Source organism: Vibrio sp. 1S139, from assembly GCF_041439475.1.
GTDB classification, from domain to species: Bacteria; Pseudomonadota; Gammaproteobacteria; order Enterobacterales; family Vibrionaceae; genus Vibrio; species Vibrio crassostreae_C.
Genome location: NZ_JBGOOD010000012.1, coordinates 60,884 through 85,356, shown reverse-complemented (window position 1 = coordinate 85,356; position 24,473 = coordinate 60,884). Strand labels below are relative to the sequence as shown.

21 protein-coding genes and 2 pseudogenes are annotated in these 24,473 nt (G+C 44.1%); 13 read left to right on the top strand and 10 right to left on the bottom strand.

Annotation, left to right across the window (positions count from 1 at the left end; translation table 11 throughout):
- On the bottom strand, positions 1 to 449 hold a 449-nt coding region (locus ACED46_RS06510), incomplete at its 3' end, for a transposase (RefSeq protein ID WP_371721113.1).
- A 157-nt stretch (positions 450 to 606) separates the two neighbouring features.
- Here ACED46_RS06510 and mepA point away from each other — a divergent pair.
- Both mepA and ACED46_RS06500 read left to right on the top strand, forming a co-directional pair.
- A complete protein-coding gene (gene mepA, locus ACED46_RS06505; RefSeq protein ID WP_029235577.1) occupies positions 607 to 1,446 on the top strand; it encodes a penicillin-insensitive murein endopeptidase in 840 nt (279 codons plus the stop codon).
- Between the two features lie 273 nt (positions 1,447 to 1,719).
- Positions 1,720 to 2,032, top strand: a pseudogene (locus tag ACED46_RS06500) (hypothetical protein).
- A gap of 42 nt (positions 2,033 to 2,074) precedes the next feature.
- Here ACED46_RS06500 and ACED46_RS06495 read toward each other — a convergent pair.
- From ACED46_RS06495 to rdgC, 3 genes are all read right to left on the bottom strand, one after another.
- The gene (locus ACED46_RS06495; protein WP_004735061.1) at positions 2,075 to 2,329 is read right to left on the bottom strand and encodes a YfhL family 4Fe-4S dicluster ferredoxin; all 255 of its coding nucleotides are present in this window, start codon (positions 2,327 to 2,329) and stop codon (positions 2,075 to 2,077) included.
- Between the two features lie 34 nt (positions 2,330 to 2,363).
- Entirely contained in the window at positions 2,364 to 3,782 is a 1,419-nt protein-coding gene (gene yegQ, locus ACED46_RS06490) for a tRNA 5-hydroxyuridine modification protein YegQ (RefSeq protein WP_017062848.1), read from the bottom strand.
- Positions 3,783 to 3,988: 206 nt separating this feature from the next.
- Complete coding sequence (gene rdgC, locus ACED46_RS06485; protein ID WP_017062534.1) at positions 3,989 to 4,903, bottom strand: recombination-associated protein RdgC; 915 nt, start codon at positions 4,901 to 4,903, stop codon at positions 3,989 to 3,991.
- A gap of 194 nt (positions 4,904 to 5,097) precedes the next feature.
- Here rdgC and phoB point away from each other — a divergent pair, with 194 nt between their 5' ends.
- From phoB to ACED46_RS06470, 3 genes are read left to right on the top strand one after another with little or no spacing between them, the layout of a single operon-like run.
- The gene (phoB, locus tag ACED46_RS06480; RefSeq protein WP_102429041.1) at positions 5,098 to 5,787 is read left to right on the top strand and encodes a phosphate regulon transcriptional regulator PhoB; all 690 of its coding nucleotides are present in this window, start codon (positions 5,098 to 5,100) and stop codon (positions 5,785 to 5,787) included.
- 33 nt (positions 5,788 to 5,820) lie between these two features.
- Positions 5,821 to 7,119, top strand: a complete 1,299-nt coding sequence (phoR, locus tag ACED46_RS06475) for a phosphate regulon sensor histidine kinase PhoR (protein WP_019823041.1) — start codon at positions 5,821 to 5,823, stop codon at positions 7,117 to 7,119.
- The gene (locus ACED46_RS06470) at positions 7,116 to 8,093 is read left to right on the top strand and encodes a PstS family phosphate ABC transporter substrate-binding protein (protein WP_102333710.1); all 978 of its coding nucleotides are present in this window, start codon (positions 7,116 to 7,118) and stop codon (positions 8,091 to 8,093) included. Before phoR ends, ACED46_RS06470 begins: the two co-directional genes overlap by 4 nt.
- A gap of 75 nt (positions 8,094 to 8,168) precedes the next feature.
- On the opposite strand, the gene ppx is transcribed toward ACED46_RS06470, so the two are convergent.
- Both ppx and ppk1 read right to left on the bottom strand, forming a co-directional pair.
- Entirely contained in the window at positions 8,169 to 9,680 is a 1,512-nt protein-coding gene (gene ppx / locus ACED46_RS06465; protein WP_210447367.1) for an exopolyphosphatase, read from the bottom strand.
- The gene (gene ppk1, locus ACED46_RS06460; RefSeq protein WP_017066137.1) at positions 9,671 to 11,767 is read right to left on the bottom strand and encodes a polyphosphate kinase 1; all 2,097 of its coding nucleotides are present in this window, start codon (positions 11,765 to 11,767) and stop codon (positions 9,671 to 9,673) included. Before ppk1 ends, ppx begins: the two co-directional genes overlap by 10 nt.
- Before the next feature lie 200 nt (positions 11,768 to 11,967).
- Here ppk1 and ACED46_RS06455 point away from each other — a divergent pair, with 200 nt between their 5' ends.
- From ACED46_RS06455 to phoU, 4 genes are all read left to right on the top strand, one after another.
- Positions 11,968 to 14,184, top strand: coding sequence for an ABC transporter permease subunit (locus ACED46_RS06455; RefSeq protein ID WP_371721112.1), 2,217 nt, complete (start codon positions 11,968 to 11,970; stop codon positions 14,182 to 14,184).
- A gap of 111 nt (positions 14,185 to 14,295) precedes the next feature.
- Positions 14,296 to 16,005, top strand: a complete 1,710-nt coding sequence (gene pstA / locus ACED46_RS06450; RefSeq protein WP_371721114.1) for a phosphate ABC transporter permease PstA — start codon at positions 14,296 to 14,298, stop codon at positions 16,003 to 16,005.
- The gene (gene pstB / locus ACED46_RS06445; protein WP_009848269.1) at positions 16,006 to 16,824 is read left to right on the top strand and encodes a phosphate ABC transporter ATP-binding protein PstB; all 819 of its coding nucleotides are present in this window, start codon (positions 16,006 to 16,008) and stop codon (positions 16,822 to 16,824) included.
- Between the two features lie 74 nt (positions 16,825 to 16,898).
- The gene (gene phoU / locus ACED46_RS06440) at positions 16,899 to 17,597 is read left to right on the top strand and encodes a phosphate signaling complex protein PhoU (RefSeq protein ID WP_009848270.1); all 699 of its coding nucleotides are present in this window, start codon (positions 16,899 to 16,901) and stop codon (positions 17,595 to 17,597) included.
- A 9-nt stretch (positions 17,598 to 17,606) separates the two neighbouring features.
- On the opposite strand, the pseudogene ACED46_RS06435 reads toward phoU, so the two are convergent.
- The 3 genes and pseudogenes from ACED46_RS06435 to ACED46_RS06425 all read right to left on the bottom strand — a co-directional run.
- Positions 17,607 to 17,870: pseudogene (locus ACED46_RS06435) on the bottom strand (hypothetical protein); the annotation flags it as partial.
- 146 nt (positions 17,871 to 18,016) lie between these two features.
- Positions 18,017 to 18,760 (bottom strand): copper homeostasis protein CutC, encoded by a 744-nt coding sequence (locus tag ACED46_RS06430; RefSeq protein WP_017062527.1) that lies wholly within the window; start codon positions 18,758 to 18,760, stop codon positions 18,017 to 18,019.
- A gap of 311 nt (positions 18,761 to 19,071) precedes the next feature.
- Positions 19,072 to 19,680 (bottom strand): peroxiredoxin C, encoded by a 609-nt coding sequence (locus ACED46_RS06425; RefSeq protein WP_017062526.1) that lies wholly within the window; start codon positions 19,678 to 19,680, stop codon positions 19,072 to 19,074.
- 210 nt (positions 19,681 to 19,890) lie between these two features.
- Between ACED46_RS06425 and ACED46_RS06420 the strand changes: the two genes are divergently transcribed.
- Positions 19,891 to 20,796, top strand: a complete 906-nt coding sequence (locus ACED46_RS06420) for a hydrogen peroxide-inducible genes activator (protein ID WP_017062525.1) — start codon at positions 19,891 to 19,893, stop codon at positions 20,794 to 20,796.
- A 69-nt stretch (positions 20,797 to 20,865) separates the two neighbouring features.
- Here ACED46_RS06420 and ACED46_RS06415 read toward each other — a convergent pair whose 3' ends face one another.
- Positions 20,866 to 21,312, bottom strand: coding sequence for a CBS domain-containing protein (locus ACED46_RS06415; protein WP_017062524.1), 447 nt, complete (start codon positions 21,310 to 21,312; stop codon positions 20,866 to 20,868).
- Between the two features lie 334 nt (positions 21,313 to 21,646).
- Here ACED46_RS06415 and queA point away from each other — a divergent pair, with 334 nt between their 5' ends.
- The 3 genes from queA (at position 21,647) to yajC (ending at position 24,472) form a co-directional block, all read left to right on the top strand.
- Positions 21,647 to 22,699 (top strand): tRNA preQ1(34) S-adenosylmethionine ribosyltransferase-isomerase QueA, encoded by a 1,053-nt coding sequence (gene queA, locus ACED46_RS06410; protein ID WP_102320715.1) that lies wholly within the window; start codon positions 21,647 to 21,649, stop codon positions 22,697 to 22,699.
- Positions 22,700 to 22,894: 195 nt separating this feature from the next.
- Positions 22,895 to 24,031, top strand: coding sequence for a tRNA guanosine(34) transglycosylase Tgt (gene tgt / locus ACED46_RS06405; RefSeq protein WP_017056177.1), 1,137 nt, complete (start codon positions 22,895 to 22,897; stop codon positions 24,029 to 24,031).
- Positions 24,032 to 24,142: 111 nt separating this feature from the next.
- Entirely contained in the window at positions 24,143 to 24,472 is a 330-nt protein-coding gene (gene yajC / locus ACED46_RS06400) for a preprotein translocase subunit YajC (RefSeq protein WP_010440492.1), read from the top strand.
- Position 24,473: the final 1 nt, after the last annotated feature.

Sequence of the window (24,473 nt, the reverse complement as noted above, 5' to 3'; positions counted from 1 at the left end):
TGTATTTGCTGTGATTGTTTAGGGTGTTTGGAACGAGAAGTTATCCAAGAAAAACCCATGTGGTCGAGGAGATAATAGATGGAATTAGGGTGGTAGTGCTTGTCAAAGTGTTTAACGATGTAGTCATGTATATCGCTTCCAACAAGGCGGCCACCAGAAGGTGATTCAGCTTCTTTTTTTATGAAGGCACTGAGTTGAGCCCGCTGCTCATCGGTGAGGTATGCAGGCCTACCAGTCCGAGGTTTTTCTTGAAGTCCTTCTAGGCCTTCTTCAAAAAAAATCCGAACCCATTTATTGACACTGGTTCGACTGACTTTGAGAGATTTTGCAATTTGTGTACGAGAGAGGCCGTCTTTAAAGTGTGCGAGCGCAAGTAAACGCATCTTCATCTGAATGGTTTTTTGCTGGCTCGCAAGCTTTTTGAAGTCAGTGTTATTAAGGCTATCCATGGCTAAATTTCACAATAATTCATCAATCTTAATTAGATCACATTTTTACTTTAATTGGTATAATTCACTAGCTACCACCAAAAACTTAAGTACGATATGCACCTAATCCTAAATGGCGACTAATATAATGAGTAAGCGTCAGTAATTTGGGATTATTATGAGGTTCTTTTTTGCACTGGTTGTATTCTTTTGTTCATTTTCTCTATCAGCAACTTCGTGGGAAAAAGAGAGTCACCCTACTAAAAATTCACCCTCATCAATTGGAAGCTATGCCAATGGCTGTCTAGACGGCGCGCAGGCTTTGCCTATTAATGGTTTGGGGTATCAGATCATTCGCCCTCAAAGAGAGCGCTACTATGGCCATACAGAAGCTATAAAGTTTATTGAGAGGTTAGGAGTCACGACCAGCGAGAAGCTCAATACTAATTTATTGATCGGTGATATTTCTCTTCCCAGAGGAGGGCGCTTTTCTTCAGGTCATTCAAGTCATCAAACAGGGTTAGATATTGATATATGGCTAAGGTTAACCAGTAAGAGGTTGTCAGAGAACGAATTAGCTGTGCCTAAACCTGTGAGCGTTGTGGATCTTACCAACTACAAATTGCGTGAATCGAATTGGACCGATGATCATTTTCAAGTTATTCGTTATGCGGCGAAAGATGAAAAAGTGGTGCGTATTTTTGTTCATCCAGTGATCAAGCAAACCCTTTGTGAACAAGAAAACTCTGACGCTAATGATAGAGCTTGGTTAGGCAAAATAAGACCTTGGTGGGGACACCACTCCCACTTCCACGTTCGTTTAAAGTGTCCTGAAGGCAGTTCAAACTGCATAGCTCAAGCGAGCCCTCCTAAAGGTGACGGTTGTGGAGATGAACTTGCAAGTTGGGCTCCAAAGACTGTTCCAGTTCCACCTCCTAAAAAAGTAGCGAAAACTAAGAAAAAGAAAAAAGTTAAAGTGATGCCAAGTCAGTGTTTGGCCTTGATATCGAATAAGTAATCCTGTTCATCGAGGCTTTTTACAGTGGTACTGCCACTGGTTTTTTCGACTCTAAAACTGGAGAAATATCACACTTTTGTCTAGAGTTTATAAACACGAGATTAAGAACATCGTTTGATATTAATAAAAGCAATAACGGTATCAGCAAGGGCGATGGCGAATTTGACAAGGTTTGGTCAGGGATTGAGTGTTTTGGGGTGAAAGATACGGCTTATATGCAGTATGCGAAATCAGAGTCTGATACCCGTCGATAGATAATTCAAGGATAAGACTATGACTATGATTTGTGCGAAGGAATTTTCAGAATGGTTAAGACATAGGTTCAACGCTGAAAGCTCGGGTATTTCAATTTCAAGAGATGACATCAATCAGCTAACAGGCAGGCAGACAACGTTTAGACCCTAGTTTCGTAAATGATGTTCACTATGAATTGATGCAGTATGGAATGGCATTTGTGACCGATACCAGCAGGGAAAACTTTTATCTTGTTCCTATAGCTCAATCAATAAACTGGCGAGAACGACTCGAATATCAATTTGAAAAAGAGCTCTTCTGCAATATTTATCCAATCGGAAAATCAGGATGAAAAAAAAGGTTCAACTTATGGTTAAGTTGAACCTTTCTTCTTTTAGGTCAAGCCTTGAATGATAACAAACTTCTCAAGTAGCTCGTCATCAGTTTCAATATGGTTTGGGTCAGTGATGATGCATTTTGTAATCGGACACACTGACTGGCATGTTGGCTTTTCATAGTGACCTTTACACTCTGTACATAAATCAGGATCGATCTCGAAGATGCTGTCGCCCATAGTGATTGCACCATTTGGGCATTCAGGATCACACATATCGCAGTTTATGCACTTGTCAGTAATTAACAGAGCCATTATTTTCTTCTCAAGTAAGTCGCTTAAGTAAAAATTATTTGCCTGATGCGTTACGTGTATCTTGGCCTTCGCTCAAGTTACGCATCAGCAAGCCGTACTCTAGATCTAGATCTGCTGGTACAGGAATAAATACAAAGTGACCGTTACCTTTCGCATCGTCGACCGCTTCAGATTTGCGGTTTTCCATAACTTCTAGTTTGAAAACAACGTTACCTTTCGGTGTCATCATTTCTAAGCTGTCGCCTACTAGGAACTTGTTCTTCACTTCTACTTCCGCTAGGTCACCACGGCGCTTACCTGTGAACTCACCAACAAACTGTTGAGTGTCAGAGATAGAGTAACCGTACTCGTAGTTTTGGTATGTATCGTGTGTATGGCGACGTAAGAAGCCTTCAGTGTAACCACGGTGAGCTAGGCTCTCTAGTGTACCCATTAGGCTTTCATCGAATGGTTTGCCTGCCACTGCATCGTCAATAGCTTTACGGTAAACCTGAGCAGTACGTGCACAGTAGTAGAAAGACTTAGTACGACCTTCAATCTTCAGAGAGTGAACACCCATCTTCGTTAGGCGCTCAACGTGTTGGATTGCACGAAGGTCTTTTGAGTTCATGATGTAAGTACCATGCTCATCTTCAAACGCTGCCATTTTCTCTTCTGGCTTGTGTGATTCAGAAAGCAGAACCACTTCGTCTGTTGGTTTACCAAGGCCTAGTGTGTTGTCTGGACGCTCATCTTGAACTTCAATGTCTTGCGTTTCTACTTCTTGAATAGCAACACCAGTAGGGTTTGCTTCAACGATCTGACCGTTTTCGTCTTCTTTCGCTGCTTCTGTTTTGTATTCCCAGCGGCAAGCGTTGGTGCAAGTACCTTGGTTTGGATCGCGCTTGTTCATGTAACCAGAAAGCAGACAACGGCCTGAGTAAGCCATGCAAAGAGCTCCGTGAACAAAGATCTCTAGCTCTGTTTCTGGGCAGTGTTCGCGAATCTCTTCGATCTCTTCAAGCGATAGCTCACGAGATAAGATCACACGCTCAACGCCTTGAGTTGACCAGAACTTAACGGTCGCCCAGTTTACTGCGTTTGCTTGAACAGAAAGATGGATTGGCATTTCAGGGAATGCTTCACGAACCATCATGATAAGACCAGGATCTGACATGATAAGCGCGTCAGGGCCCATGTCGACAACTGGTTTGAGGTCGCGAATGAATGTTTTTAATTTAGAGTTGTGCGGCTGAATGTTACATACAACATATAACTTTTTGCCTTGAGCATGAGCTTCATCGATACCGATTTGTAGGTTTTCGTGATTGAACTCGTTGTTACGAACACGAAGGCTGTAACGTGGCTGGCCTGCGTATACTGCATCTGCGCCGTAGGCGAATGCGTAACGCATGTTTTTGAGGCTTCCTGCCGGTGATAATAGTTCAGGTACAAATGGTTTTTGTGTAGTCATTGCTTCGTTCTCTAATCTGATCTCAAGTCAGGTTGATACCACCAAGTGATATCAAAGGGGCGCAAATTTTACGCTAAAATGAGTTTGGTTGATAGCCCTAAAGATAGCAATGACATTAACAAGAGGGTCTAGAGGCAGATATAAGTGAGAACTTAGTGAGAAATAAGCTCAGATACCGTTAGCACCTGAGCCTATAGTTTGACTGATTAAGCGTTAGGTTGAGTTAACCCGCCTAATGATTCAAATAGGTTTGGAAGGAAAACACTGAACTCACCACAAAGTAGAGAGAAGTCCGCATCAAAACGCGCAGCTTGATCTTCACGAGGAATATCGTCGTTTTCGTCTTTGAGCTCATCACTGAATTTTAGGCGTTTGATGCTGCCATCTTCTGCAAGAATGAATTCAATACGGTCTTGCCAGTTGATAAGAAGTTTCGTCACCATCTTATTGGCTTCGATGTGGTTTTTAATCTCATCAGCTTCTAGTTCTTGTTTCTTAACTCGAACAATACCGCCGTCTTCTTGAATAGATTTTAGTTCTGCTTCATCAAGCATAGTGATGCCTTGTGGCGTATCACCTGATTTCACCCATTCTGTAAGAGTCGTTTCGATCGCTTGCTCTGGGATAGCTGGCACTACCGGCAGGCTACCCATTGTCTTACGTAGCAATGCTAATACATCTTCTGCTTTTTTGTAGCTGCTCGCATCAACCACAATGAAACCTTCTTTTGGCATGATCAGCGCGTAAGTGAAGTTGCTGCGGCTGAATGCTCGAGGAAGTAGATCAATGATGATGTCTTCTTTTAGGCTGTCTTTCTCTTTCTTTTTCAGAGGGGTACCAGACTCTGCCTCAAGCGTTTCTACTTTTGCGTTCAATGATTCTTTGATCACAGAAGCGGGTAGCATTTTCTCTTCTTTCTTTGCACAGATAAGAATGCGGTTTTCTGATACGTGCGTCATCATATCGCCATGTCTACCCATTGCGTGTACCCAACCAAACTTCTGTTTGTCTTGGCTACCACAAGGAGTAAAGCGGAATTCTTCAAGTTGTTTCTCTAGCTGATCTGCGTTGAAATCAATATCACGGTTGAAGCGATAGACTAGGCAATTTTTAAACCACATAAATTTTTCTCATACCTTTTTAGAAGTGCTTCATGATATGAGATCTAATTCGATTTGTCCCTAGCTCTGTATCAAAAGTTATAAAGTGAAATGTTTGAGACAGTTATATGAAAATTTGTTTTCAAAGGTCACAAAAGTGTCATAATTAACTCAGATAATGCAATGCGTTGATTAAATACAAAGGCTATTCAATTATGTCGAGAAGGATTCTGGTCGTTGAAGATGAAGCACCTATTCGTGAGATGCTGTGCTTCGTGCTTGAACAAAAAGGCTACCAAGCAGTAGAGGCTGAAGATTACGATACAGCGGTAAACAAGCTATGTGAACCTTTCCCAGATCTAGTATTACTAGATTGGATGCTACCTGGTGGTAGCGGGATAAACTTTATCAAGCACATGAAGCGTGAAGAGTTAACTCGCAACATCCCAGTGGTGATGCTAACGGCTCGTGGCGAAGAAGAAGATAAGGTTCGTGGTTTAGAAGTGGGCGCTGATGACTATATGACCAAGCCATTTTCACCAAAAGAGCTTGTTGCTCGCCTGAAAGCGGTTATTCGCCGTGTAACGCCTACCGCACTGGAAGACGTGATTGATGTGCAAGGCCTTAAGTTAGACCCTGTATCTCACCGCGTTACCGCAAGCGAAGGTCCGGTTGATATGGGACCAACAGAGTTCAAAATGTTGCACTTCTTTATGACACACCAAGAGCGTGTGTACAGCCGAGAGCAACTGCTGAATAACGTTTGGGGCACCAACGTTTACGTTGAAGACCGTACCGTTGACGTACATATTCGACGCCTGCGTAAAGCACTTGAATCTGCAGGTCACGACAAGCTAATCCAAACGGTTCGCGGCGCGGGCTACCGTTTTTCTACAAAGGCGTAGTGTGGCTTCGCTACCCAGTTTACGGAGTCCTGAATGGTTGAAAAGTTAACCTGGAAAAAGCTGGCTTGGGAGCTAGCTTTTTTTTACGCACCTTGGGTTTTGGTTGGATGGATATTCGGCTACCTACCTTGGTTACTGCTGGCTGCTACGGTATTGCAGCTCGGCTGGCATCTACACAACCAAATGCGCTTGTCCGCATGGTTGTGGGATGAGAAGCGTCTAACGCCACCATCAGGTTCTGGGAATTGGGAGTCTCTGTTTAACGGTATTTATCGTATGCAGCAGAGACAGCGTCGCAAACGTAAAGAGCTGACCAACCTTATTCGCCGTTTCAGAAACGGTGCAGAATCCCTTCCCGATGCCGTTGTGGTATTTCGTGGAGAAGGGAATATCGTTTGGTGTAACAAGCTAGCTCAGTACTTACTTGGGTTTCGCTGGCCAGACGATTCAGGACAACCGATTTCTAACTTGATCCGCACGCCGGACTTCATCAAGTATCTTAATAAACAAGATTTTTCAGAACCGTTAGAGATGCCTTCGCCACTTAACGTGGAACGTATGCTTGAGCTTCGTATCGTGCCGTATACCGAAGGTGAACACCTGATGGTGGTACGTGATGTTACTCAGCTAAAACAGCTAGAAGGCATGCGTCGTAACTTCTTTGCTAACGTTTCTCACGAGCTACGTACTCCTATGACCGTACTTCAGGGCTACCTTGAAATGACGGAAGATCCAGACATGGTCGTTGGGCCTATGTGGCCTAAGGCTCATGGTGTGATGACTGAGCAATTGAATCGCATGAACAGTCTGGTCAATCAGCTATTAACACTTTCAAAAATCGAAGCTGCGCCGATGCATGAGCTCGATGAAGTGGTCAACGTTCCGGCGATGCTTGAGGTTCTTGAGAAAGAAGCGGCAAGCCTAAGTGGTGATCGAGAGCATAAGCTTGAGTTTGATATCGATAAGAGCCTACGCGTTCTTGCTGATGAAGATCAATTGAGAAGTGCTATATCGAATCTGGTTTACAACGCAGTGAAATACACACCACCGGGCGCGACGGTTAAGGTACGTTGGTACCAGACCAGTCAAGGTGCTTGTTTGGATGTATCAGACACCGGAGACGGTATCGAGCCACAACACTTACATCGACTCACAGAGCGTTTCTATCGTGTAGATAAAGCACGCTCACGTGATACAGGTGGTAGTGGTCTTGGATTGGCGATTGTGAAACATGCGCTTAGTCATCATGACTCACATTTAGAAATTCAAAGTGAAGTAGGTGTCGGTAGTCGATTCCATTTTACATTGCCAAATCGACTGACAGTGTCATGAGTTGTGTGACACGCAGGATGCGTTTACCCGTAAGCTTATTGTTAACATTTGCTTTGGTTAACCCAGTTCATGCCGATCAGGGTGTCGACTCACTTCCTGATTACGTTAAGGTGCCGGGTATTTCAGGGAGCCTATTGTCTGTTGGTTCGGATACCTTGGCGGGTATGACGACATTATGGATGGAAGAGTTCAAGTCTTACTACCCGAATGTGAACGCTCAAGTTCAAGCTTCTGGTTCTTCTACTGCCCCTCCTGCTTTAACGGAAGGCACTGCTCACCTTGGACCAATGAGTCGTCCAATGCGCCTACGAGAAGTCGAAGCGTTTGAAAGAGAGCATGGCTATAAGCCGACAGCACTGAGAGTCGCTATCGATGCGATTGGACTTTTTGTGCATCGTGATAACCCTATTGAAGGGCTCAACTTTCACCAGATTGACAGTATATTCTCAGAGACATTGCGTTGCGGAGCGACTAAGCCGCTAAATAATTGGCAAGATTTGGGCATTGACCAACCGTGGGCAAAACATCGATTCCAACTGTTTGGTCGTAATTCTGTATCGGGGACTTATGGATACTTCAAACAGAATGCACTGTGCGGCGGTGACTTTAAAAACCGAGTCAATGAGCAACCTGGTTCGGCTTCAGTCGTTCAGTCGGTCGCTTCATCCATCAGTGGGATTGGCTACTCGGGCATTGGCTACCGCGTAGCAGGTGTTAAGCTGATTCCTATTGCAGAGCACGGCTCTAATTATGTTGAGCCTACGCGTGAGAATATCTTGAGTGGTGATTACCCTCTATCTCGTTTTCTCTATGTGTATGTGAATAAGCATCCGGATAAACCACTTTCTCCGGTTGAGAGAGAGTTCCTCACTTTTGTGTTCTCAAAGCAGGGACAAGAACTTGTAGAGAAAGATGGCTATTTAGCGATACCGTCTGAGTTCGCAGAGCAAGAATTGGCAAAAGTCGGGCTCTAATTCAGGCTACGACAAACTTAGAAAAAACGTATGAACAGCTTGCGCGTCGCAAGCTGTTTTTATTTTGATGGTTCGTTATTTTAGCTGCAACGACCATTCTGCATTTTTCCAACGTTGTTGCTCTTCTCTGAGCTCATAATCAAGCAGTTGGTTTTGGGCCAACCAATCGCTGTTAGTTCCTTTCAATTCCCAGTTATCCTGTTGTTCAATCGTTAGAGTCACGTCTGGGGCCAGTGCTTGATTTCGCTGACGGTTGAGTAAGATAGCGAGTCTCAATATACGAATCAGCAGGGTGACTTGTTGCTGAGTAAACAGAGAAAGTTCCGGCAAATCTTGTAGTTTGAGCGCTTTTCTTTGATAGCGAACCAATGCTGATATAAGGCGTTGTTGCTCAGTATTAAAGCCTGGCATTGTCGTATGCTTAAGCAGATAAGCCGAATGGCGGTGATAGCCTTGGAATGCAATGCTTTGTCCTACCTCATGAAGTACTGCAGCCCAACCAAGCAGATCATACAGCTCATTAGTGACCGCAGTTGTCACTTGAGGCTGTACTTGTTTCAGCAATGAAAGAGCGAGCACTTTCACTTTCTCGCCATGAGTTACGTCTACATGGTATCGAGAGACGAGCGTTTCGGCAGTTCTTGTTCGAATATCAATATCTTTAAACCTATCCTCCATGTCATAAAGAACGCCTTCTCTCAGGGCACCATCAGAAAAATGTAACTCCTTGATGTCTAGCGTATCCATTGCTGCTGAAAGAATGGTGACGCCTGCAGCAAACACAGGCTTTCTCTCATCACTTAAGCCTGAAAGATTTACGGTGTTGGATGATGAAAACTCACATAAGTGATTCTTTAAATAGGACAGGCGTTGGGGCGTAATGAGACCATCGGTGAACCCTAAGCCAATGAGTACTTCTTTTATTGATTTCGTGGTACCAGATGAGCCAAAAGCGATTTCCCAAGGGGCTTTTGTGTATTCTTCAATCAATGGCATCAATAGACGAGTAGCTGCGGTATAAGCATCTGAGAAGTGTCGTGAAGTTAGCCCTTCGTCAGCAAAGAAACGTTGAGTGAAGTTGACGCATCCCATCGGTAAACTGCGCATAATTAGAGGAGTAAAGCCTTGTCCGGCGACGAGTTCCGTACTCCCTCCACCGATATCAATAACCAACTTAGATTCAGAAGCGGTTTGAGTGTGTTCTGCTCCGTTATAGATTATTCGAGCTTCTTCTTGACCGGAAATGATCTCTATTGGAAAAGGAAACAGTGGCTTGGCTTGCTCTAAGAAGTCTTTAGCGTTTTTGGCTTTTCTTAGGGTATGAGTCGCAACAACTCTGACATCATCAAGCTCAAAATCCGCCAGTCGTTCTGCGAACACCTTGAGGCATTCTAGGCCTCGCTCGATAGCGCTTTCAGATAGGACGTTACGTTCATCCAATCCATCACCTAATCTCACTTTCTGTTTGTGTCTGCTGACTAATTGCAGGTGTTGATCGAATACTCGGGCAACCACCATGTGAAAGCTGTTCGAACCCAAGTCGATAGCGGCAATACATCGAGAATGTTTGTTATCAATTAGCGGCATGATTTCTTCTCTTGTTTGTACTTCTTGCGAGCAAGTTTCTCCATACGTTTAATATAGTGGTAAGTGGAGAGTTGTGACGTCGGGTAATCAAGTAGGTTTGCTGGTGGTTGTGTGTAAGAGTTGCTCATCGCTTGGTCTAGCACTCGAGCTTTGTTGCTGTCATCGAAATGAAACTCGGTGATATCGATAATGGTTTGCTTGATCTTTGGATCTAAAATTGGAGCTGCAACTTCGATGCGGTGATCAAAATTTCGTGTCATCCAGTCAGCGGAAGATATATAGACCTTCGGCTTTCCAGCGTTACCAAATATCATCACTCTCGGATGTTCGAGGAAACGATCGACCACACTGACTATCTCAATATGATCACTGATGTTGGGTATGCCAGGGACAAGAGAGCACATGCCGCGAATGACCATTCTCACTTTTACATTGGCTTGGCTAGCCTGATAGAGTTTTTCAATGATCTCTCGATCGACCAAGTTGTTGAGTTTTAGAGTGATGCTTGCAGGTTTACCTTCTATCGCGTTTTGTATTTCATTATCTATCAATTGGTACAGACGTTTTCTAGTATTCTTTGGTGACACAATCAGTTGCTTGAACTGGGACTTTTGATAAGGGTTTTCAATATACTTAAAGACTTGTCTCACCTCTTGAGTCAAATCTTCATTCGCAGTGAGCAGAGAAAAATCGGTATACACGCGCGCTGTAACTTCATGGAAGTTGCCAGTGCCAATATGGGCATAATGCTCGGTATGCTTGCCTTCTTTTCGTTTGATGAGCAGCAACTTGGAATGGATCTTCAAACTTGGGATGCCATGGATGACTTTTACACCCGCTTCTTGAAGTTTCTTGGTCCATTGAATGTTGGCTTGCTCATCAAAGCGTGCTTGCAGCTCGACAACCACAGTGACCTTTTTGCCATTGTGCGCCGCATCGATGATCGAGCTGAGGAGTTTTGAGCCTTCCGCAACACGGTAAACGTTTATTTTGATGGAGGTTACCTTCGGGTCAAAGGAAGCCTGCCTAACCAGTTCAGTGATGTGACTAAAGGTGTGATAAGGATAATGCAGTAAGATGTCGCGAGCTTTGATCGCTTCGAAATAGTTTGGGTAATGGCTGAAATGCGCGCACTTAATCGCGGGTAGAGGACGATTAACTAAATCACGTCGGTTAAGGCTTGGGAACTCAGAGAAATGTTTGAAGTTATGATAGCGACCACCTGCGATGACACTGTCATAGTCAGACAGTTTAAGTCTGACTTGTAAGAAGTTGAGCATTTCAGTTGGCATTTCAGATTCATAGATCAGACGTATCGGCAGTGCCGTTAAGCGCTGTTCTAAACCTAAAGACATCGATTCTAATAGGTTATTTTCATTGTCCTCTTGCAGATCATAATCGGCATCACGTGTCATTTTTATCGCAAAACAACGCAATGAGTCATACTCAAAGAATCCTTTAAGTAAGTCATCCAAACAAAATCGAACTATATTATCTAACAAGATCAAAGTTGTACGCTGCGAACCCGAAGTTTCCGGTAACTTAACAAATCGAGGGAGTGCTTCTGATGGGATTTCGAGTAAGACATATTGAGATGATGCATCACGCTCGATGTCGATGGCTAAGTAACTTTGTTCATCTTTGAGAATATTAAGTAACTGGCTATCTTCGTTCAAGAGAATCGGAGTTAAGTGTGGCAGCACTTTTTTCTTAAAGTACTTTTTTATCCAGCCACTTTGTTCTTCGCTGATTTGTTGTTCGTTGACCAGAAAAATACGATTGCGTACCAATTCCAATAGCAAGTCGTTATACAGTTCATGGAATTGAGCATCGAGCTTGCTTGCTTTGCTCTGCATTTTAGTCAGTAGGCTTTTCGGCGAGTTGGAGGTTAGCTGTGGATCTTGAAGTAAGATCTTTCGCTTCACATCAGCAAATCGGACTTTGTAAAACTCATCGAGGTTTTTCGAGTAAATACCTAAAAAACGAACTCTTTCGATTAAGGGGACTGACTTATCTGCCGCTTCTTGGAGCACTCTTTCGTTGAAGGATAACCAGCTAAGTTCTTTTGTGACATAGTCTTTTTCCATCGAGATGAGAATCCTTGAGTACTGGCTATAGAGCTGATTACTTTAAATTAGAATGGCAAAATTCACAAAATCTATGATCTTACTTTAAGAAATATGGCTAACAAACTTGTTATTAGTTTCAGTTGTTTAACGTAACTTGTAATATAATTGTCATCTAACGTACATATTATGTCAGTAGCTAAAAAAAGGTAGATAAACAGATGGCATCAGCCCAATTTTCATTGAAAGAGCGCGACAAAAAAAGATGGTTGAAAGATCGTCTCGTCCGTTTTTCGGTGACATGTGGCGCGGTCAGTGTTCTAGCTGCCCTAGTATTGATCTTTGTTTACTTGGCGATGGTCATTTTACCGGTATTTTCTGATACTGGTTTAGAGACAGACCAAGCTGTAAAGACCGTTGCCGTAGAAAAACCTATCGTCTTATCGGTTGATGAATACGGTCAGCATGCATTTACTATCGAAAAATCTGGTTTGGTACAGTTTTGGGATTTAGAGTCTCAAAATACACACTCTTACTTTGAGCGTGATGTTGTAGCCAACCCCATCGCCTTTTCTCGAAATACCCCATCAGAAAACTGGTTTGCCTTTGCCGACAGCGCAAGCAACCTTACTTTTTTCTATCCTGAGTATAGTGCGCCTGTGCTGCAAAAGGGCAGTGAAGCCGATCCTAAAATTGAGCAAATCGATCTCCCAGAACCATTTTTAAATGATGAACCCTCAAATGGGGCGACGATCGAAAAATTCGCGTTCTCTAAGAATGGACGTGGTATCACGGTTGCCGCTCAGCTAAGTGACCAACGAGTCTTAGTGAAGTGGTACCAAAGTGATGTTACGGGTCAGTATGTTTTTCAGAAGAGCCAATGGTTATCGGATAAGTTGGGCTTGCAGCAACAGTTGTTAGTCACACCTGATGGCCAAACCTTATATCTCCGAGCCCAATCGGATTTAGTGGTTTTGAAGCTATCAGATAGCGGCTTCAATGTTCGTGAAGTGATTGATCTTAGCTTGAATGATGCGAAGCACTCGGTGAAAAGTATCGATTTACTGTCTGGAGCTTATTCACTGTTGGTTACGCATGAGGACGGACAGGTTTCTCAGTGGTTCGATGTACTCAAAGATGAAAAGCGTAGCCTGACCCATATTCGAGACTTCCAACTTGCTGAACAAGTGCAATTTATTTTGCCTGATACTTATAGAAAGGGTTTTTATAGCTTCTATAAGAACGGCACATTACAAAGCCACTATACGACCAGTGAAAAACTGTCGCTGTTCGAGCGTGCATTTGATAAATCACCACAATTAGCGGCTATGTCTGCCAATGAACTGCATCTGGCGACGCTGATTGATGGCACCATCAGTGTGGCTAAGGTCGATAATGAATACCCACAAATATCATTCTCATCGCTTTGGCAAAAGGTCTGGTATGAAAGTTACCCTGAGCCGCAATACGTTTGGCAATCAACGTCGGCGAATGATGACTTTGAAGAGAAATTCAGTTTAGTACCTATCACATTCGGTACTATCAAAGCAGCTCTGTTTGCGATGATGTTTGCCGTGCCGGTTGCTGTGCTCGGAGCTATTTACACCGCTTATTTTATGTCTCCACGCATGCGAAGAGTGGTGAAGCCTTCGATAGAGCTGATGGAAGCTCTTCCAACCGTGATCATCGGATTTTTGGCTGGGCTTTGGTTTGCTCCAATCGTTGAAACACATTTAACGGCTGTCTTCTCATTAATGATGCTATTACCACTGAGCACACTGTTGACTGGACTTGTTTGGTTCTGTTTACCGAAGAGGGTAACGGGTCGCTTCTCTAACGGTTGGCATGCTCTGATATTGATTCCGGTATTGGTGATTACAGTGGTTGCGGTGTTTGCTGGTGGAAACAACATTGAAGCCTTGTTATTTGGTGGTGATATTCGTACCTTCTTGGCTAGCTATGGTATCGACTTTGACCAACGCAATGCGCTAGTGGTTGGTTTTGCTATGGGCTTTGCGGTCATCCCAACGATTTTCACTATTGCTGAAGATGCTATTTTCTCTGTACCTAAACATTTGTCTGATGGGTCATTAGCGTTGGGTGCGACGGCGTGGCAGACGCTTATTTATGTGGTGCTATTGACGGCGAGTCCAGGTATCTTTTCTGCGGTTATGATGGGCCTAGGGCGAGCAGTTGGTGAAACCATGATCGTCTTGATGGCGACAGGTAACACCCCAATTCTTGACTGGAATGTTTTGGAAGGGATGAGAACTTTATCGGCAACGATTGCTGTTGAGCTGCCAGAATCAGAAGTGGGTGGTTCTCATTTCCGCTTGCTGTTCTTGGCTGCACTCTTGCTGTTTATCTTTACATTCGCGGTGAACTCAGTTGCTGAGTGGGTTAGACAAAGACTGAGAGATAAATATCGTGCGCTGTAGTTTTAAAGGTTTGCCTCAATGTGTATCAATGGCTTTTAGTGGCTTGACTAGCGTGTCTCTTGATCTTTGCAGCTCCTTGATTTCAGCACGCCAAGAGCAAGGTCGATCATGATGAATAAACTGAAGTCATTATTATCTTGGGTTAAATCGGGCTCTCCGTGGATCTGGCTTACGGGCGGGGCGGTGAGCATCAGTATGCTTTCTGTTCTTGGCCTAATGCTGCTGATTGGTTGGAAGGGCTTAACCTATTTTTGGCCCGCACCTTTGTATCAATGGCAAGTTGACTCCAAAGACTTATCGCTAGTGGTCGATCTTGACGAAACCGTATCAAAACAAGATGTATTGGTTGGTCAGTTATATGAACGAAAATACATCTCGATAGAGCAAGTTCCACAAGTCCATGACCTTTTGTCTCCTCAAAATTTGTCGACTGGGCTGATACAGCGCTTAAGCATCAAAGTTGCTAACAGAGAACTGTACCCTGAGGACTTTGTTTCTATTCTGGATGTTAACTTACGTGAACCCACTACCCCGCTAGATTGGGTTGTGATTGAACGAAGTCGAGGTGGTTATTTCTTTGGTAAGCCGGTGGGTTTTAAAACCGCTTCTGGCACCTTTGATTCGAACATAGACCAAAAGCTCGAACAAGGCTTGGCGTTCGCTGATACGTTACGTAAAGAAACGTCGCGTGTCGTGAACCAAGAAATTCGCAATATCAGCTGGCAATTGGAAAACCTGCGCTTAGAAAAGCGTAAGCTTGAACTCAATGAGTCAGTGAGTGATGAATACCTTACAACCTATACTCAAACTAAACTGGAATTAAACCGCCAGTTAGGTGAAGCCGAAGTTAAGCTTGAGCACCTTAGAACGCAACTTAATGTCGAAAGCTTGCTGGTTGAGGATATGACAGGCGAGCTGGTCGAGATCTCGCTCAGCCACATTCTGGATTATTGGTACCCAAATAATATGTCTTACCTAGAAAAGGTTGGGCACTGGGGCAAACAAGTTTGGAAATTCTTATCAGAGAACCCACGAGACTCAAACTCTGAAGGCGGTGTATTCCCTGCCATCTTCGGTACAGTACTGTTGGTTATTCTCATGTCGATCGTCGTGATGCCTCTTGGCGTGGTCGCAGCGATATATCTTCATGAATACGCAAAAAACAACGCACTAACACGTTTAATTCGTATCGCCGTGATTAACTTGGCGGGTGTACCGTCGATTGTGTATGGCGTTTTTGGTTTAGGCTTTTTTGTTTATACCATTGGTGGCTCGATTGATACGTTGTTTTATGCAGAGCGATTACCCGCTCCGACATTTGGCACACCGGGTCTACTTTGGTCAGCACTAACCTTAGCGGTATTGACGCTTCCAGTGGTTATCGTAACTACTGAAGAGGGCTTAACGCGCATTCCTAGTGCAGTGAGGCACGGTTCATTAGCGCTTGGTGCGACTCAATTTGAGACGCTTTGGCGCATTGTTTTACCGATGGCAAGCCCAGCGATTATCACTGGTTTAATTTTGGCAATCGCGAGAGCCGCGGGGGAAGTTGCACCACTTATGCTGGTGGGTGTTGTTAAATTGGCATCTAGCTTGCCAGTCGATGGTCAGTTTCCGTATTTACACTTAGATAGAAAGTTCATGCATTTAGGCTTTCATATCTATGATGTTGGTTTTCAAACCTCTAATATCGAAGCGGCACGACCTTTAGTGTATGCGACTTCATTTTTATTGGTTACGGTGATTGTTGGGTTGAACTTAACAGCCATCAATATCCGTAATAACTTGCGTGAAAAATACCGAACCTTAGGACAAGATTAGATGTTCTCGATTAATGAAACCTTGGGTTACCAAGCACCACTTGATGTTCACAATCTGAAGGATGAGCAAATTGCTATCTCGATCGAAGGGCTAAATCTTTACTATAAAGAGAGCCAAGCACTTGATGATATCTCGATGCAGATCCCGAAGGGGCAGGTGACGGCGTTTATCGGCCCTTCTGGGTGTGGTAAGTCGACTCTGCTGCGCTGCATTAATCGCATGAACGATCTTGTTGAAGGCTGTAAGGTTTCCGGGAAAGTGAAGCTTCATGGCAAGAACGTCTATCACCCTAAGGTGGATGTTGCGACCTTACGACGCCGTGTGGGTATGGTATTCCAGCGTCCAAACCCTTTTCCTAAATCTATCTATGAGAATGTGGTTTATGGCTTGAGGCTACAAGGCGTTAGCAACAGCCGAGACCTTGATGATGCGGTTGAACGCTCTCTGCGCGCTGCTGCGTTATGGGATGAAGTGAAAGATCGGTTGCATGAGAATGCTTTTGGTTTATCTGGCGGTCAACAGCAGCGTTTGGTTATCGCTCGTGCGGTTGCGATTGAGCCTGAAGTGCTGTTGTTAGATGAGCCGACATCGGCACTCGATCCGATTTCTACTTTGACGATTGAAGAGTTGATCAACGATCTCAAAACACAATACACAGTGGTGATTGTTACCCACAACATGCAACAAGCCGCGCGTGTAAGTGACCATACTGCCTTTATTCATATGGGAAAATTGATCGAGTACTCAGATACGGACTCAATTTTTACGTCTCCATTGAAAAACCAGACGGAAGACTACATTACTGGTAGATATGGCTAACCTCTCCAAAGGTGTCATCTAGAGCTAAGTCACTCTACAAAAATGGCTTTCTTCATTTCTTTCAAGGAGCAAGTATGCATTTCGGTCGCCACATTTCAGGGCAATTCAATGTCGAGTTAGAATCGATCCGTACTCATGTATTGACCATGGGCGGGTTAGTGGAGCAGCAACTCTCGTTTGCAATGCAGGCGCTTCATAAAGACGATGTTGAATTGGCCAAAAAAGTGATTCGTGATGACCACAAAGTGAATGCGATGGAAGTGTCGATTGATGAGGCTTGTACTCGAATCATTGCAAAGCGTCAGCCGACAGCGAAGGATCTGCGTTTGATTATGGCGATCATCAAAACGATTACCGATCTGGAACGTATTGGCGATGTTGCTTCTAAAATTGCGCAAGGTGCTATTGAGATCCCTTCAACCAAAGAGCAAAAATTCCATGTTTCGTTAGAGCCTCTTTGCCGTCAGGCAATCACCATGCTTCACCAAGTGTTAGATGCTTTTGCTCGTATGGATGTTGATGCGGCTGCTGAAGTTCACAAACTTGATGATAAGTTGGATGCGGAATACGAAGCCGTTATTCGTCAGTTAATGACCTATATGATGGAAGACCCTAAGAACATCCCTAATATTTTGCAGGTGATGTGGTCAGCTCGTGCGATTGAGCGAGTGGGAGACCGCTGCCAAAATATCTGCGAATACATTATTTACTTTGTGAAGGGTAAAGATGTACGTCACCTCGGTGATCAAAGCCTTGATGACGCACTAAAATAGAGCTTATCTTTAGAAGCTAATAATGGCACCAAGATTGAAATTGACCGTTGTGTCGTAAGGCACAAAGGTTTTGTTGTGATCAAAAATATTCATATCAACACCAGCACGTAATCCAAGCATTGGTGTCGCTTGGTAAACGTAGGCCCCGCCTAGGCTTATACCATGTGTTGTTTTCTCTTCTACTTCGCCTGAGCGCGTTTTCGTACCGTCATAACTTGCCACGCCAATTTCAGCCTGAAAGCCGTGGATTTGGTTTCTTCCAAACATGTTTTGCTTCGTAACAGGTTTAAATCAAGAGAGCTGAATAAGTCTTTAGCCATATCTATCCATGAAAATTTTCTGCGCTATTAAATCTAATATACGTCAGTCAGTTAGATTAGTCAGCGAGGTTCTCTGGATTTATGCTGGCGACTATTGCCCTAAGCGGTGAGGGCGGCTCTCACATCAGATATCTTACTCGCATCTGTCACTGGGATCTGATAATCATCAATATTATCACTGCCCATTTGAGCACTTGAGTTGTTTTCCATTAGACTCGGCCTTGTCGATTTACCTGAAAGGTGAAGAGCAGGTACTTGGGTAGCGCTTTGAATCATTTTGGCATTCGCAGCGTTAACGCCAGCCCCCGCCATGATATCAATTCGTCCATCGGCTTGTTTGACCATTGCAGCCAATACATCGATACCTTGCTCAGCATTAGCAGCAAGCCCTGATGTCAGGACTCTTTCGCATCCAAGTGTAATGATTTGTTCTAATGCTGCTTGGAAATCAGAGCTTTGATCGATGGCTCTGTGGAAGGTAATCCCAAGCTTTAACGAGTGCGCTTTGTCAGCCAGTTGTTGCATCTTTGGCATATCAATACTTCCGTTCGGCGCTAACACACCAAGTACGACCCCATCCAATCCTGCATTTGCGCAAGCTTCAATATCTTCAAGCATACAGAGCATATCGTCGTTATCGAAAATGAAGTCGCCTTGTCTTGGGCGTATCATAGCGTAGACCGGAACCGACGAAACTATTGCCGCTTGTTTCATCATTCCGAAGCTTGGAGTTAATCCGCCAAGTGCTAATGAAGAGCAAAGCTCAATTCGATTCGCGCCACCAGATAGTGCGGTATGAAGAGATTCTAAGTTATCGATACAGACTTCAATTTCGGTGTTCATCGTGTTTATCCGTTCAAAAAGATACTGATGAAATAATAGCAATCTAGGTGTGATTCTGAATAGATGGGGATAAGGGAAAATAGAGGTAAAGTTTAGGTTTATCGCTACCTCAATTATCTATTACAAGAGTCAGTCTAGGGGAGCGAGGAGGGGGAAAACAAAAAGCCCGAAGCGTTAACTTCGGGCTTTTAATAGGACTTTACTTCTTAACTGATTGGCGGTGCGCTTTGCGCTATTAGCTTATGCTTTATGTCTCTTTAAAGAGAATCTTCCAACCATTAACCCGCGTTGAGTTCGGGCTTAAGAGGTAATTACTTGCTTAGGTCGTCAGCGTGCTCAGATAGGAATGCTGCAACACCTTTTGGAGATGCGTCCATACCTGATTTGCCTTCTTCCCATTGTGCAGGACAAACTTCACCGTTCTTCTCGTGGAAGTTTAGTGCGTCTACCATGCGTAGCATTTCGTCGATGTTACGACCTAGTGGAAGATCGTTAACTACTTGGTGACGTACAAGACCGTCAGCGTCGATTAGGAAAGAACCACGGAAAGCAACGCCTGCTTCTGGGTGCTCAACATCGTATGCTTTGCAGATCTCGTGCTTAACGTCAGCAATTAGAGGGTATTTAACTTGACCAATACCGCCATCAGCGATAGCAGTGTTACGCCATGCGTTGTGAGAGAATTGAGAATCGATAGAAACACCGATTACTTCAACGCCTTTAGCTTGGAAATCTTCAAGACGGTTGTCGAAAGCGATTAGCTCTGAAGGACAAACGAAAGTGAAGTCTAGTGGGTAGAAGAAAACTACAGCTTTCTTACCTTTAGTGAATTCTGCGAAGTTGAAGTTATCAACGATCTCACCGTTACCTAGAACAGCTGCTGCAGTAAAGTCAGGGGCTTGACGACCTACTAGTACCATTTTGGAATCTCCTAAAAAATTAGTTGGCCCAACACATCTTTGTTTGGGCTCCGTTTCTACGGGACAAACTATAGTACAATCGGTACTATAGAAAAAAGCGAATTAAATAGATTAAGTTAATCGAAAAAAGCGATAAGCTTATTCTTTGTCCTGTCCTTAGGTCGAATGACCTTTACCTAACTTATCCTACTCATATTACAAAGTAATTTCATGAATAAATGGCCAAGTCTTAAGCAACTTCACTATCTTGTTACTCTTCACGAAACTCGTCATTTCAGTGATGCCGCAGATCGCTGTTTCGTCAGTCAATCTACGCTAAGTAAAGGCATTCAAAACCTAGAAGAGCTGATTGGTTGCCCGCTTTATGAGAAGAAAGATAAAAAGAGCCCGCTAGTTTTCACGCAAGCAGGTGAGCTGGTGGTCAAGCACGGTCGAGAGCTACTAGCGAAAGGACAAGATCTCGTAGAGCTTGGAAATCTATGTAACGGGGATGCGATGCAAGGGCAGCTGCGAGTCGGGTGTATTCCTACTATAGCGCCGTTCCTTTTGTGCGATTTGGTACAGGAAGCCAACCAGCGCTTTCCACAATTAAATTTGCTGTTACGTGAAGACACAACGACCAACCTATTGGCTGCGCTGCGTCATGGAGACTTAGATGTGCTGATTCTGGCTTTGCCTGTCGATATCGACAATATGGAAAGCCAAGTTGTTGGGCAAGACCCTTTCCGGATGGTGATCAGTCGCAATCAAGCTGATGGTATTCGCGTTCCGATTAAATACGATGACCTGCCAGACGAATCTGTATTTTTGTTGGAGAACGAGCATTGCTTAACCGAGCATGCTGTGTCGGCTTGTAAGTTAACGGATAAAGAGAAGATCAACCCGTTCACTGCGACGAGCCTTCACACATTGGTGCAAATGGTGGCCAATGGTTTAGGAACCACCTTTATTCCGCAAATGGCGATCGACCACGGTTTATTGGAAAACCAGAATCTCGTTGTGATCGATCCTCCTGGTCAGCAGGCCTACCGAGATATTGGCCTTGTCTGGCGACCAAGCTCTTCGCGTCGTGAGACATTCCATCAATTAGCGGATGTGGTATCTGAGCTTCTATAATAATCCGCTGCGACAACAATCCCTCTGAGCGGCTGAATTGGCCGCTCTTCTTTATATCAATTCCGAGCGTTACTCTACTTCTGCTTCTTCTGGCTCTACTTCTTCTTGCAGCTCCAGTAAATTGATCGCTATCGTGACAAAATCGCTGTCTGTAATAATGCCTACTAGTTCGTGGTTTTCTACGACAGGTAAACAGCCCACTTTATGTTTCTGCATGTAGATAGCCGATTCTTTTAATCCTGCACGCGGCTCTACCGACATAACACTTTTGTGCATGATGTCGTTGAGGGGAGTAGCAAGAGTAAAAGATTGAGCTTGTGGGATGTTTTGTAGGCTGGATTCTTGAGCGGCGAGAACGTCTCGTTGTGTGACGACACCTAGTAGTTGCCTGTCGGAATCGACGACCGGAATATGGCGGATATCAAGTGCTTCCATCATGTGCTTAGCATCGGCCAGTGAGTGTGAGCGCAATAGGGTATGAGGGTTGCGAGTCATCATATCTTCAACCTTGATCATACGAACCTCCTTCTTTTTTATTTGTTGCTATTACTATAGTTTTTTATCCAAAAAATAACTGAGATCTGACGCATTCTTGGGTGAGTTTTATGCAACTAATTCTTTAGCTTGAGGAGGTGAATCAGTCGCATTATTTTACGCCTCTTTACAATAATCCAGTGCTGTAAACCTTGCTATTGCGGCTCGTGTGCCTATACTAGCCCACTGCGAAATTTTTAGTCGTGTTTGCGATGTGTTTCTGGTAACGATTGACTTACCGTAACGATTATCCAGCAACTACGATTTATGATTCGTCAACGGCACAAATCTCATCAACTAAGACAAGACTAGACACATGCAAGTTTCAGATTTTCACTTTGACCTACCAGATGAACTCATTGCTCGCTACCCTCAAGAGGAGCGTACAGCAAGCCGCCTGCTTAAATTAGATGGCAACAGCGGTAACCTAGCTGATGGTTCGTTTAAAGACGTTTTAGACTTGGTTGAGCCAGGCGATCTTGTTGTTTTCAATAACACTCGAGTGATTCCAGCTCGTGTATTTGGTCGCAAGGCATCAGGCGGTAAGCTTGAAGTGCTGGTTGAACGTATGCTTGATGAGAAAAGCATTCTTGCGCATGTTCGTTGTTCTAAATCACCGAAGCCGGGTACCAAATTGTTCCTTGGTGAGAACGATGAATATGAAGCTGAAATGGTGGCGCGTCACGATGCGTTATTCGAAATCCATTTCACATCTGATCAAAGCGTTTTAGAGATTCTTAACAGTGTTGGTCACATGCCACTGCCTCCTTACATCGATCGTCCTGATGAAGATGCAGATAAAGAGCGCTACCAGACTGTCTATAATGAAAAGCCGGGTGCGGTTGCAGCGCCAACAGCAGGCCTTCACTTTGATGACAAGCTAATGGCTGACATGAAAGAAAAAGGTGTTGAGTTTGCTTACGTGACGCTTCATGTTGGTGCTGGTACGTTCCAGCCAGTAAAAGTTGATAATATTAACGATCACCACATGCATGCTGAGTACGTTGAAGTGTCGCAAGAAGTGGTTGACGCCGTAGCTGCAGCAAAAGCCCGTGGCGGCCGTATTATTGCTGTTGGTACAACATCAGTACGCTCACTAGAAAGTGCAGCTCAAGATGCATTGAAGAAAGGCACTGAGCTCGTTCCTTTCTTTGGTGATACAGAAATCTTCATCTTCCCTGGCTATGAATACCAGTTGGTGGATTGCTTGATTACCAACTTCCACTTGCCAGAATCAACACTGATTATGTTGGTGAGTGCATTTGCAGGTTACGACAACGTGATGGGCGCATACGATCACGCAGTGAAGAGCGAATATCGTTTCTTCAGCTACGGTGATGCCATGTTCATCAATAAGAAAACAAGCTAATTTAAGCTAGTTATAAACGATATACATTAGAATTTACGGGTGCTAGCAGTAAGCTAGGAGTCGGGCAGGGTGTCTGTCTAATCTCTCGCAAGGAATACGCGACCGCTCCTCATAGAACCCACTAGACTGAACTTTTGTTTGGCCTAAGGTTCTGAATTAACAGTCAGATTGTTTCTCTGGCATATTGGAGGCTTCGTGAAATTAAAATACGAACTTAAAAAAACTAATAGCGGCGCACGTCGTGGTCAACTTCAGTTTGAACGCGGTACCGTTGAAACCCCAGCATTCATGCCTGTAGGTACTTACGGTACTGTTAAAGGTATGACACCTGAAGAAGTAAAAGACACAGGTGCTGAAATCCTATTAGGTAACACATTCCACCTATGGCTACGTCCTGGTCAAGAAATCATGAAAATGCACGGTGACCTGCACGATTTCATGAACTGGCACGGTCCTATCCTGACTGATTCAGGCGGCTTTCAAGTATTCAGCCTAGGTGCAATGCGTAAAATCACTGAAGAGGGTGTTCATTTCCGTAACCCTGTAAACGGTGACAAGATCTTCATGGACGCTGAGAAGTCTATGGAAATCCAAAAAGATTTAGGTTCAGACATCGTAATGATCTTCGATGAGTGTACGCCTTACCCTGCGACACACAAAGAAGCAAAAGACTCAATGGAGATGTCTCTTCGTTGGGCTGAGCGTTCACGTAACCACTTCGACAAACTTGAAAACCCGAACTCACTGTTCGGTATCGTTCAAGGTGGCGTGTACGAAGACCTTCGTGATGTATCCGTTAAAGGCCTAACAGAAATTGGTTTTGACGGTTACGCAGTAGGTGGCCTAGCAGTAGGCGAACCAAAAGAAGATATGCACCGCATTCTTGAGCACACATGTCCTCAACTGCCAGAAGATAAGCCACGTTACCTAATGGGCGTAGGCAAACCGGAAGACTTGGTTGAAGGTGTTCGCCGTGGTATCGACATGTTTGACTGTGTAATGCCAACGCGAAATGCACGTAACGGCCACCTGTTTGTGACTGAAGGTGTGATCAAGATCCGTAATGCGAAGCATAAAACCGATACAACACCACTAGATTCAGAGTGTGACTGTTACACTTGTAAGAACTACAGCAAGTCGTACTTACACCATTTGGATCGTTGTAACGAAATCCTAGGTGCTCGACTGAACACGATTCATAACCTGCGTTTCTACCAACGAGTAATGTCAGACATTCGTCAGTCTATCGATGAAGACCGCTTTGAAGAGTTCGTTGCAGAGTTCTACGCAAGAATGGGGCGTGAAGTGCCACCACTAGGTAAAGAATCTTAGTATTTCTTTTTTGCGAGCCCTATCTCTCTTCCGAGTGATGGGGCTTGAAAATAAAGGGATGCGACCCAATTAGACAAACAATTACGAAAATATAAATAGAGGATGTTTTAAATGTTTATTTCTCAAGCTCACGCAGCAGCAGAAGGTGCACCAGCAGGCGGCGGTTTCGAAATGCTTATCATGCTAGGTATGTTCGCTGTGATCTTCTACTTCATGATCTACCGTCCACAAGCTAAGCGTGTTAAAGAGCACAAGAACCTTATGTCTTCTATGGGCAAAGGTGATGAAGTTCTTACAAGCGGCGGCCTAATTGGCAAGATCACTAAGATTGCAGAAGACAGCGACTACGTTGCTATCGAACTGAATGCAAACAACGAAGTAGTTATCAAGAAAGACTTCGTTACAGCAGTGCTACCAAAAGGTACTCTGAAATCTCTATAAA